Annotated in this window: 7 protein-coding genes and 2 pseudogenes; 7 read left to right on the top strand and 2 right to left on the bottom strand. The window is 41.0% G+C overall.

The features are described from left to right. Positions 1-913 precede the first annotated feature (913 nt). The 3 genes from H6F47_RS24615 to murI all read left to right on the top strand — a co-directional run bounded on the left by H6F47_RS24615 (position 914) and on the right by murI (position 6,043). Entirely contained in the window at positions 914-2,773 is a 1,860-nt protein-coding gene (locus H6F47_RS24615; RefSeq protein WP_190348390.1) for an N-acetylmuramoyl-L-alanine amidase, read from the top strand. A gap of 382 nt (positions 2,774-3,155) precedes the next feature. After that, positions 3,156-5,045 carry an N-acetylmuramoyl-L-alanine amidase gene (locus tag H6F47_RS24610; protein WP_190651427.1) on the top strand — a complete coding sequence of 630 codons (1,890 nt, stop codon included), beginning with the start codon at positions 3,156-3,158 and terminating at the stop codon, positions 5,043-5,045. A gap of 143 nt (positions 5,046-5,188) precedes the next feature. Further along, positions 5,189-6,043 carry a glutamate racemase gene (murI, locus tag H6F47_RS24605; RefSeq protein WP_190651425.1) on the top strand — a complete coding sequence of 285 codons (855 nt, stop codon included), beginning with the start codon at positions 5,189-5,191 and terminating at the stop codon, positions 6,041-6,043. A gap of 764 nt (positions 6,044-6,807) precedes the next feature. On the opposite strand, the gene H6F47_RS24600 is transcribed toward murI, so the two are convergent. Beyond that, the gene (locus H6F47_RS24600) at positions 6,808-6,987 is read right to left on the bottom strand and encodes a hypothetical protein (protein WP_096565824.1); all 180 of its coding nucleotides are present in this window, start codon (positions 6,985-6,987) and stop codon (positions 6,808-6,810) included. An 858-nt stretch (positions 6,988-7,845) separates the two neighbouring features. Between H6F47_RS24600 and sds the strand changes: the two genes are divergently transcribed. Next, positions 7,846-8,817, top strand: coding sequence for a solanesyl diphosphate synthase (gene sds, locus H6F47_RS24595; RefSeq protein ID WP_096565828.1), 972 nt, complete (start codon positions 7,846-7,848; stop codon positions 8,815-8,817). A gap of 69 nt (positions 8,818-8,886) precedes the next feature. On the opposite strand, the gene H6F47_RS24590 is transcribed toward sds, so the two are convergent. Beyond that, positions 8,887-9,378, bottom strand: coding sequence for a hypothetical protein (locus H6F47_RS24590; RefSeq protein ID WP_096565830.1), 492 nt, complete (start codon positions 9,376-9,378; stop codon positions 8,887-8,889). Between the two features lie 207 nt (positions 9,379-9,585). On the opposite strand from H6F47_RS24590, the pseudogene hetZ reads away from it, so the two are divergent. From hetZ to H6F47_RS24575, 3 genes and pseudogenes are all read left to right on the top strand, one after another. Beyond that, positions 9,586-10,599 (top strand): annotated as a pseudogene (hetZ, locus tag H6F47_RS24585) (heterocyst differentiation protein HetZ); the annotation flags it as partial. Beyond that, entirely contained in the window at positions 10,598-10,954 is a 357-nt protein-coding gene (locus tag H6F47_RS24580; protein WP_242027489.1) for a hypothetical protein, read from the top strand. The pseudogene hetZ and the gene H6F47_RS24580, both read left to right, overlap by 2 nt. A gap of 284 nt (positions 10,955-11,238) precedes the next feature. After that, positions 11,239-12,053: pseudogene (locus H6F47_RS24575) on the top strand (transglutaminaseTgpA domain-containing protein); the annotation flags it as partial. Between the last annotated feature and the right edge of the window lie 100 nt (positions 12,054-12,153).

Below are 12,153 nucleotides of genomic sequence, written 5' to 3'. Positions count from 1 at the left end.
AGTTAAAGTAGCGATAAAACTAGGTCTAGACCTCAGTGGAATCAGTAGGGTGTCTTTGATAGCACCGTTGAAGGTTCGTTTGTGGACTATTCAAGAATCCCACGGCTAAAAGCCGTGGGGAGTATCAAGGAAATTTCTATAAATGTTTCTTTTTGGGAACTCTAACTATATATAGCAGTCTGATTTAATTCATGAACACAGCTTCTTTTCAAACCGCACACACAAAACCTGTATTTAGAGTATTAATACTTAACAGAAACTTATATTTCTCGATCACCGTCTTCTGCAATAGTCAAATTTCTTTGGTATTTCGGTTTTTATAATCTTGCTGATGATGTTGGTTTCTACCTGTCCTTCACTCACCTATTATATTCTCAATATTTATCCAGTAATTATGGATGAGCATCCGGCAACTTAAGTAAGTCGGCATGAAAAAAACAAGCTATGTCACAAAATGTAAAATGCCTAAAAACCTCATCCCTCCTGCCTTCTGCCTCCTGCCTTGCCACAACGATAAATTTCAACGCCTACCTACTTAACTTCATTATGAGATCATAGTGGGTATTTTCCAAGATGAGGATTCAATAACACACTTAAATATGATTGTTATTTCCAGAAACACAGAGAATAAAACACTGGGAACTAGGTACATAGGTACAATTAAGAACCAGCAAAGTCCAGGGAGAGGTTAATCATCTCATGACCACAGACAACTGACCATTGACTAAAGAAAAAAATTTTAATATCAAATATTAGCGGCTGAGAATAACCTGGTATTAGAGAATAGTAATCGAAAAATCCCCAATTAAAAACCAAATTATTATCAGTGGTGACAGTATGCAGATTTGCCAAAAATGTGGAATTGAGATATTGATGACTTTACTTTTACAAATGTAACTCAGGAGAAATAACTTTGAAACTACACTACTTATTGCCCGGTACTGTTGGAACAGTTCTTTTACTATCTTCCCCCACCTTAGCCGCCAAATTAGAATCTTGGCGATTTGATAAAAATCTCAACCGCCTAGAAATTAATACTTCTGGTGCTGTACAACCCCAAGCAAAACTAATTTTTAACCCCACACGCTTGGTAATTGATTTACCAAACACTCAATTTGGGCGATCGCAAACCCAAACCATAGGCGGAGCTATTAGAGCAGTACGGATTGGACAGCTTGATCCACAAACAACCCGCCTAGTTATAGAACTCACCCCCGGTTATACCCTCAACCCCCAAGAAGTTAAATTTGTTGGCATCAATCCCCGACGCTGGACAGTACAACTACCCAAGCCAGAAATTGAAGAACTACCGCCCACTGCTAGTAATAACACATATAATTTAGCCACCATCGATTCTCAAAGTTCCCCAACTCAACCGGAATTTTCCACAGCAGCCAATATCACACTAGGAACTACTCAAATTCAGAGAGTACAAACAACAGGAGATGGGTTTTTTATTCGTACCAGTGGCGGTAATCCTCAGATTAAGGCCAATCGTAGCCTTGATCGCACCACCATATTTATGGATATTGCCAACGCTACCCTATCACCAGAACTGACACAAAAAAATTTAGCCATCAATAAGCATGGTGTCAGCCGCATTGAATTTACCCAACTGCGAACCACTCCCAGCAGTGTCCGCATGACATTACGGTTAGACAAAAATAGTCCCGACTGGGAAGTAATAAGCAGTAGTGCTGGCGGCTTGGTTCTATTACCAACTAAAGGAGTTGTTCGCTTACCTCAAAGTATTAGTCCATCAACACCTGTTTCCACCCCTAACAAACCCATAGTTGCTAATAACTCCCCAGCCACTATCGAGTCTGTAGAATTAGCTGGTAATGGCACACAACTACTAATTAGAGCCGATCAAAATTTATCCGCTACTGGTGGCTGGGATAGAAGCTCTGGACTATATCGCATCACCATCGAAAATGCTAAATTAGCTCCCAGAGTCCAAGGACCATCCCTAGAAGCCAATAGCCCTGTCCTGAGAGTCAGGTTGCAACCCCAAGCCCCTAACACTGTAGTTATTTTTGTCCAACCAGCATCAGGAGTCAGAATTGGCGAACTCAACCAAGTCGGTAACGAACTTTTAGCTTTACAATTAGAAAGATATCGTCAAGTTAGACCCCCCATTAGCCTACCCCCCTTACCATCTCCCAACAGCGGGCAATTACCAGATCCAAATATCAAGAATCCCCAGCCACGTCCCCGTCCCTCCGTTCCCAAAGGCAAATTATTAGTGGTGATTGACCCTGGACATGGTGGTAAAGACCCCGGAGCAATTGGTATTGGTGGAACACGAGAGAAAGATATAATTTTACCTATTAGCCTGAGAGTCGCAGAAGTTTTACAGCAAAACGGAGTACAAGTGTTATTAACAAGGGATTCTGATTATTTCGTCAGCCTCCCCGGACGAGTACAAATGGCGGAAAGAGCTAACGCGGATGTATTTGTCAGCATTCACGCCAATTCAGTCGGTCTCAATCGTCCCGAAGTTAGTGGTTTAGAAACTTATTATTATGACAGTGGCTTGGGCTTGGCTCGTGCCGTTCATAATAGAATTCTCCAAAGTGTCAATGTTAGAGACAGGAGAGTGCGAAAAGCTAGATTTTATGTCCTTAGAAAAATTTCTATGCCCTCAATTTTAGTAGAAACAGGTTATCTCACTGGTAGGGAAGATATTGCTAAACTGAGAAATCCAACTTATCAAAATCAAATGGCTGAGGCGATCGCTCAAGGTATTCTTCAGTACCTGAGACAAAGATAAGTAATTTCTAATAATTCAGTAAGTCAGTAGAGACATTCCGGTGGAACGTCTTTCCGGTGGAACTTTTCTACTCAGGAGAATTATCAAATCAAGAATTAAAAGATTCGAGAATTTCACAAAAATATCAAACATAATACTCACAGTCTTACTTCTTCTGCATTCTCTATTCTCCTGTATTCGTTGAGCGTCGCTCGTTAGCTCTAAAATTGATTTGCCTGACGACAACATGGCACAATCAAAAACATAAGCTATAATATTACGCCATTAACTGTGGTGTCTGGCTCCCAGTGCCAAGCGCCAGTGTGGACGGGAAAGGTGTGAGGATTTACAAGGATGTTGAAATATTTACGGATTCCATGAATGCAAATCAGGAGTAAAAACTTTGAAACTACAGTGGTTAATACCCAGCACTGTTAGCACCATCTTCTTGCTATCATCGCCAGCTTCGGCAGCTAGACTAGAATCTTGGCGATTTGATACCAATCAAAACAGACTAGAAATCAACACATCTAGTCCTGTACAACCCCAAGCGCAACTCATTTTTAACCCTACTCGGTTAGTAATAGATTTACCAGGGACTAGCTTGGGTAGTCCCCAATTAACCCAACAAATAGGCGGAGCAGTTCGCGCTATCCGCATTGGACAGTTTGATCAACAAACAACACGGGTAGTTGTAGAACTGAATCCTGGTTATACTATTGACCCCAACCTAGTCAAATTTACACCCTCTACTGGTAGTCGCTGGATTGTACAATTACCAAATCTAGAAGCTGATGTAGTCCCTGTAACCGCTTCTGCCAATCAACCCCCAGAAGAAACACCAACACTCACCCCCAAAAATACTTACAATATGGTGACAACAACTGCTGTCAGCATACCTAACCAAGACATAGCCGCTAACACCAGTGGGGGGATAGTTCAAATTGAACATTTGCGAATTACAGGAGATGGTTTTTTTGTTGATACCAGTGGTGGTAATCCCCCCCCAAATATATTTAAAATTCAAGTTAATCGCAGCGAAGATAACCGCACTATAAATGTTGACATTGGTGGTGCAGCTTTATCACCAAATCTAGAACAACGAGATTTGTTGATTAATCGCTATGGTGTCAAACGCATCCAACTTACCCAACTACCAAATAAACCACCTGCGGTCCGCATGACTTTACAGGTGGATAGTAACAGCCCCGACTGGCGGGTAACAACCGGCAGTAATGGTGATTTTGTGGTATTACCTGATCGTCTTGCCGATCTGTCTAAAATTAAAGAAAATCAATCCCCTGTACAAAATGTTAGCAATTCCCCAGCCACTATTGAGTCTGTGGAATTAGCGGCTAATGGTACACAATTACTCATTAAAGCCGATCAAACTATATCCGCTACCAGTGCTTGGGATAGAAGTTCTGGTTTATTTCGGATCACTATTCCTAATGCTAAATTAGCTGGTAAGGTAAAAGGACCTGCTTTTGATGCTAATAGTCCTGTGCTGAGGATACGCCTACAACCACAAGCGCCTAACAATGTAGTTGTCTTGGTTCAACCTGCATCCGGTATACAAATCGGCGAACTTAACCAAGTGGGAGAGCAAATTATAGCTTTGCAATTACAAAGCTCTCGTCAGTTACAACCGTCTATTACTCTACCTCCTTTACCTAGAAACCAAGGACAGCTACCAGACCCAGTTATCGAAAATCCTCAACCACAACCTCAGCCACGCTTCTCAGTTCCCAAAGGGAAAGTTATAGTAGTGATTGACCCCGGACATGGCGGTAAAGATTCGGGCGCTCCTGGTTTGGGCGGTTTGTTAGAAAAGGATGTCATTCTGCCCATTGGTAAGAGAGTGGCGCAAATTTTGCAGCAAAATGGCGTACAAGCTGTAATGACGCGAGATGCTGACTTTTTCGTAGAACTACAAGGAAGGGTAGATATAGCTAATAGGGTAAATGCGAATTTATTTGTGAGTATTCACGCCAATGCAGTTGATAATCGTCCCGATGTCAATGGCTTAGAAGTATATTATTACGACAGTGGTTATGGTCTGGCGGAATCTGTTCGCAAGACTATTCTCCAAGATATTAGTACCATCAAAGATAGAGGCACACGTAAAGCCAGATTCTATGTACTTAGGAAAAATTCTATGCCAGCAATTTTAGTTGAAACAGGTTACATGACTGGTCGTGAGGACAATCCCCGTCTAGGATCTCCAGCATACCAAAATCGCATGGCTGATGCGATCGCTCGTGGTATCCTCAATTACCTAAAGCAACGATGAGGTAATTGGTGATTGGTGATTGGTGATTGGTGATTGGGTAAAATTATTCCCCATTCCCTATTCCCAATCATTAGTAGTCAATAAGCAAATTGTCTGCTAAATTCTGTATTTTAAAATAGCAACATCTAAATCAATATTTGCCTGTGTTTTCATCTTCCATTTTTGAAGGTAATCTTGACAATTTTTCGGAGCAGGAAGCTCAACGCTCTCCCATTGGGGTGTTTGACAGTGGTGTAGGTGGGCTGACGGTACTGCGACAAATCTATAAACAACTTCCCAATGAATCAATTATTTATTTTGGGGATACTGCTCATCTTCCCTATGGTATTCGTTCACAAGCTGAAGTTTTACAATATGTGAGGGCAATACTGAACTGGATGCAGCAGCAACGGGTGAAAATGGTGATTATGGCTTGTAACACTAGTTCTGCTCTAGCACTGGAAAATGTCCGTCAGGAATTTAACTTTCCTATCCTGGGTGTAGTCCTACCAGGAGCAAAGGCCGCAGTACAAATGGGTAAGCGAATAGGTGTCATTGCTACCCCTGCTACTGCTAAAAGCAATGCCTATCGTCAGGCAATGATGGAAATTAAACCTGATGTCCAAGTCTGGCAAGTTAGTTGTCCAGAATTTGTCCCCCTAATTGAGCAAAATCGCATTCACGATCCTTATACTACTGAAGTTGCTAGTGCTTATCTTGAACCTTTACTTAAACAGGAAATTGATACTTTAATTTATGGCTGTACCCATTATCCACTTCTAGCACCTGTATTACGATCGCTCCTCCCTGCTCACGTCAAGTTAGTTGACCCTGCTGTTCATGTTGTTACAGCTTGCGCTCAGGAGTTAGACCTATTAAGCATCAGAAATAATCACCTACCAATGCCTACTCGCTTTGCTGTCAGCGGTTGTCCCCAACAATTTGCTCAGTCTGGATTACAGTGGTTAGGCTATACCCCTCTCGTAGAAAAGATACACTTGACTGATGCTACTGTCTAATTCATTTACGCTGAACACATCTGAACATTGATCAACAATCCTCGATATGTAACGATTGCATCAGGACAATGCTCATAAGTCGGGCTTACTGAATAAACTCAAAACCTTAATAAATCAAGGGTTTCAGGTGGAAAATCAGGAAATCAGTGCAGGATTTTTCAGGGGTATACTCCTAAAAGCGTGCATTTTCCGGGTGAAATTTCAAAGAATTGGTTACTAACAGATCACCCAAACTCTTGCCTATTCCCTATTCCCTATTCCCTGCCTTAACGAAGAGACTTTTTCAGCAAACCCTAAGTCATTAATCATTAGTCATTTAATTTTAGATTTTAGATTTGTGTTAGCGAAGTCCAGGCATCGCTTATATTATTTTAGATCAATTGTTTTGTATTTCTTCTTTTTATAACCAGCTTGCTTGTGAATTAGGAATACCAAACAACTTTCATCCAAAATCCAAAATCCAAAATCTAAAATTTCATTGACTATTGACTACCTGCTATATAAAACCTAGACAAAGCTAGACTTTACTTTCTACTTCAACGGGAGCATGGGAGCAGTTATCCCTCAGTAGACTTGCACGCCTTAGCCAGACGCGATATTTCTCAAGTTAAGATTTACAAGAAAGACTACCGCTATCATTGCTTGGTTTTCGCGTTGGCAATAGTCTTAATTCAATACTTGATATCGTAGGATTATATATCAAGTGGGCGATTTTCTTAACTCACTTATGTCAATGCTTGTCAACATAAGTATAGTTTTGTCTATCAAATAGTCAGCTTAGGGCTAGCTCTTTCCTGCTGGTGTTGCTCCTGAATAACCGCAGTCCCACTTTTAATAACACTATTTCTACCTGTTCGCTTTGCTAGTGCCAATAATAAGTAGACTGTAAATAAATATCCAGCAGCTAAAATAAAGATCATCATAGGCATATTTCCATAAATCATTGTTCTACCAACTCAACTTTCAAAGGACTATAAAATTGCATACACAAATAGTAGAACTTCAGCAAATCAAGCACATTCTTGATTGCTATAGTAGGCTATGCAAAGCCGACCAGTAGAGTTTTACTTCTCTCTGGTTAAACAATTTATTATTTGATTAAGCTTTTCACATACCACACATCGAACAGCAGTTAATTTGCTACATAGCAACTTAAAACTGCGCTCCTCAGCAGTCTACCTAGTCTGCCTTATTCACCCTCACACCAATCAAGTAAGAGCTACACTTATGATCAACGTTAGCTGAGGATGTGTAGTGGCTTTCTTAAGAGAAAGCATATCATCTAACTCAATAGGATTGCTGCCGCACAGCAAATCGTTAGGAATCATTTCCTTCATTCTGTCGGCGACTTGTTATTTTAGACTCACAAATCCAATGAGTAAAATCACCTATTGATGATTAACTGTTTTTTGGCAGTGAATATCTGAAAAATTTAAAATTCCTACACATTAGCGTAACACAACAGACCTGGATTTTCAGCTACCTTCTGGACTAAATTTCAAATTTTCTCAATGTTGACAGACAAGTTTTGCTGAATTATCCTATCAAGGATAATTATAGTATGATTTTTGACAATTAAAATATGTAAAAAATGCGTTTTACTGAATATTGCTTCATTCTCCTGTTTTCGCATCTTCCTTGACTCCTGGGCTTTTTTCCAGGATATAAGAGAAGCTACTTGTGCTGATCCGAAAAGTATGGTTTGGGATTCCTGGATGAAAACTTGGCGCTGGATATGGTTTATCTTAAAATGAGTAAAGGATATGTAAACTTTCGTAACCAAAGTCAGAGTCCGCCCATCCATGACCCCAGCCACCTCCCTGTTTACCCCTGTGGAAGCAGACCTGCAAATACTAGCAGATAACCTCACACAGCTAGTTGGAAACCGCCACCCCATCCTCTATGCAGCAGCCGAACATCTATTCGGTGCTGGGGGCAAGCGCATTAGGCCAGCCATTGTGCTGCTGATATCGCGGGCAACCATGCTAGAACAAGACATTACGCCTCGTCATCGACGATTAGCAGAGATTACGGAAATGATCCACACAGCCAGCTTGGTACATGATGATGTAGTGGATGAGTCAAATGTACGCCGTGGCGTTCCTACGGTTCATAGCTTGTTTGGCAATCGTATTGCCGTACTGGCAGGAGATTTCCTCTTTGCTCAATCTTCCTGGTATTTGGCAAATCTGGATAATTTGGATGTAGTTAAACTGCTTTCAGAAGTAATCATGGATTTGGCCGCTGGGGAGATTCAACAAGGGCTAAATCGTTTTGATACTAATCTTTCTACGGAAACTTACCTGAAAAAGAGCTATTACAAAACAGCCTCATTAATTGCTAACAGTTCTAAAGCTGCGGGAATATTGAGTAACGTTTCCCCAGAGACTGCTGAAAACTTGTATAACTACGGTAAGCATCTGGGTTTAGCCTTCCAAATAGTAGATGATATTCTAGATTTCACTGGTTCAACAGATACTTTGGGTAAACCAGCGGCATCGGATCTTAAAAGTGGTAATCTAACTGCACCAGTGTTATTTGCTCTAGAAGAACAACCTTGCCTGGAAGCGCTAATTGACAGAGAGTTTGCCCAAGAAGGGGATTTAGAGCAGGCACTGAAGCTGATTGCTGATAGCCAAGGCATACAACGGGCCAGAGAATTAGCCGCTCATCATGCCAAGGTATCATCTGAACATATTGCCATCTTAGAACCCTCAGAATCACGGCAAGCATTAATCAGCATGACTGATTATGTATTAAGTCGGCTTTATTAGGCATTTTGGATTTGAGATTTTAGATTTTAGATTCTATCCAAAATCCAAAATCCAAAATCCAAAATTGATTCAGGCGATATCTGGAGGTACTTGCTGACTAAGTATGTGTTCTTGCAGTTTCTGTTCAATCATCTTTTGCAGGTCAGTGCGCTCGACTTCCATAGCGTTGCTGGTTGTTCCAGGAGTCTCAAAAAAAACTATACTATCTACTGGTTCTAATGCCACCAGTTGAAACAAAATATGAATTACAGGCATGGGTTTAGCCACTGCTTGAGGGCTGGTCCCAACAGATGAAACCAGGGAAACATCCTGTAATCTAGGAAAGGCGTAAACTACCCGCTTTTCCCCTATTGTTCCTTTTGGGGCTGCATTAGCCTTGTGCTTCAATGTAGTTAAAACCCAGCGTTCCTGCAAATTTTGGAGAATATAGTATTGAGAGTGTTGTAAATTTTGAGCGATCGCTCTCAAAACAGGCGCAATATTAGCCACAAGTTGTGGTGTCACACCATCTTGGGGTGCATTATCAATTAACAGTTGAATTTGTGCTTCTAAATTTTTCATGGCTTATAAATGGTTCCTGATTAATGTCCAAAATTATGAATGCGAGGGACTGGGTTATTAACTGCTCCCCTGCCTCCTTCTTTGTCACCTGTCACTTGTCATCTGACAACCAATAACTGGTAGCTTATAAATAACATCTATCAAGCTAACAGCCACGGCCTTACAGGTTGTGTTTAAGTATGTTAGGTTATTTTTAAAATTCCGACTATGAATTGGCCCGCAACCGCAACTACTCAGGGAGATAAGTCTATCGGCGTAGAGGTTATCTTTCAATTTCTCTTGAAGGAACTACAGCAGTCAACAAAGGCGGCAGAAAAGAATTGTCGAGATGTAGCATTGCGAATTTCGGGCGAAGTCCTGCGGATTTGTAATGAAAGTAAACGCATTCAGGCTTCTGGAGAAATAGAAAGCTCTGCAATGACCCTCGCCCGATATCGGCTACAACAATGTCTCCGCTATTATCAGCTAGGTTCTAATCGGGGTAGGGTAGAATTACACAGCACTTTGAGCGCCATCATTTATCGCTATATTAATCCTCCTCAAAAGCAACTAAGCTATCAGGGGCGGTTGACTATCATAGAAGATTTTCTTCAAAGTTTTTATTTGGAGGCTTTGAATGCTTTCCGTAGGGAAAATCAACAACCATCTACCTATCGTCCCCAAACCCTACTAGAATTAGCCGAATATATGGCATTTACCGAAAGGTATGCTAAACGCCGCATTCCCTTACCAGGCAGACAACAACAGTTAATTATTCTGCGAGCGCAAACCTTCTCACAACAGCAGCCTCCAGAGACGAGCGTGGATATTGAACAAGCTGCTGAAGGCAGTAGTGGCGAAACTGATGGTTCTTGGGAAGAACCAGCCATACAACAATTGCGTGCTGCTATGGCCATGCAAACTGAACCAGAACCAGATGAAGATACTTTGCGCTCCGTGGTGATTACGGAATTGATGAATTATTTAGAACAACGACAACAATCAGACTGTGCTGATTATTTCTCTCTCCGTCTCAAGGATTTATCAGCACAAGAGATCGAGTCAATTTTAGGTTTAACCCCACGTCAGCGTGACTACTTGCAGCAACGTTTTAAGTATCATTTAATTAGGTTTTCTCTCTTGCATCATTGGGAATTGGTGCATGAATGGTTAGATGTGTCTTTACCTACTAATTTAGGTTTAACACCCCACCAATGGCAACTGTACACAGGCAAATTAAATGGCGTTGTCGTTAATGGCAGCTAAACAACTGCTGGAAAATCTGACTCTGCCTGTTTCTTTAGCCAATCCGGTGATAGAACAACAATGGCAAACTAATGCTGGTACTCTGATTATCAGAGTAGAATTACAGTTGCTGGGTCAGGTAATGAAGTTATGTGTTCATAGTGAATTACCCACTATCGGCGTGTTGAAGCTTGAAGGAAATGGTACTCAAGCAGTTGCTTCATCTGGGAATGCAAATAAAGCCAGTTTAGAATTAGACTGTCTACCTACTAACCAAACTTATACTTTAGTAGTTGAATTTCCAGAAATAGAACAACAGCCCTTGTTGTTGGCAATTAATCTGATTATTTAATTGCAATTAACACTGCTGATACTCTCCATTGATAAACGCCGATAAAAAAATGATGATCCTGGTTTTCCAACTTACTCATCTTGGCAAAAAACAATAATTAGGTCTTTGATAGTAGGTAACTATGAGCAGGACACTTGGAAAAAATGCGTAGCTTCCCTTAGATGTCCCCAGGGCTTCTAAAGCTACGATATGGTGAGGCTAAAATTGAAGACAAGGTAATCAGTTTTTGCCTCTCATTAACATTGTGTCCTTAGCGTCTACATCATAGTTCTACTTACCTCAAAATGTTAAATTTATCCAGGATAAATCGGTTTTGGCGCGTACCCGTAGGTAATGGGCGACAAAGTAAACAGAGGTCTTCTTTAGCAGAAGTGGAAGATTCTATCGCCTTGCGGGTGCTGGTGCTAGGACTGGTAGTTTTAGGAATAGTGGCGACGGATATTGCATCGGAGACTACCTTTAGTCTTTGGGCAGTACCTCTAAGTACAGTGGGTACAATTTGGAGTTATTACCGTCGCCACAATGCTAACATTCCAGTTAAGTTTTGCATTGCTACAGGAATGTTAATCAGTTGAATGATACAAGATTAAATCTGGCTCAGTTGTTAATTGAGCTTCAGGTGCTGCATAATTATGACACACCGCGACGTAAGGATTTAGGTTATTCGATAGTTATTGGTTTAATACTTTTAGGTGTGGCGGCAACATTAAGTCAAACTATGGCGTTTGCTCCTGTGTTGCTGGTATTTTTGGCTGTGTCTCTGCCAACTTTGGTTCTAGATTATCGCTCACGTTTGGGTTTAAAGCCATTAAAAAAAGAAAAGTTAACCAAAAAGAATTTTACCAGTGCTAATTTTAAAGTTTTAATTGTCAATTTTTTGGTGATTTTAGGACTTGGACTGGGAATTTTTGCTGTTTTACCTCGTTTTCCAGGTTATCAATTACGTTCTTTTCCTGTGAGTACGCCAATTCAATTACAAGGCGAGTTTACAGGACGTAGTATCATTAATCCTGGTTATGTTCGAGAAGGTAATGGTGGTGGTGATGGTAGTGGTACTGGTACTGGTCAGGGAAGCAGTGGTGAACCAGGAACGGTAGATAGGGGTTGCTGAGAAAGTCTTTCCGTGAGGGCATAGGAGTCAGGAGTCAGGAGTCAGGAGTCAGGAGAAGATTTGAAAATTTCTTTGCCATCTCTTGAAA

The organism is Sphaerospermopsis sp. FACHB-1094 (genome assembly GCF_014696195.1).
Classification (GTDB): Bacteria; Cyanobacteriota; Cyanobacteriia; order Cyanobacteriales; family Nostocaceae; genus Sphaerospermopsis; species Sphaerospermopsis kisseleviana.
The sequence above is the reverse complement of the archived record's forward strand: the minus strand, read 5'-3'. Positions and strand labels throughout refer to the sequence as shown.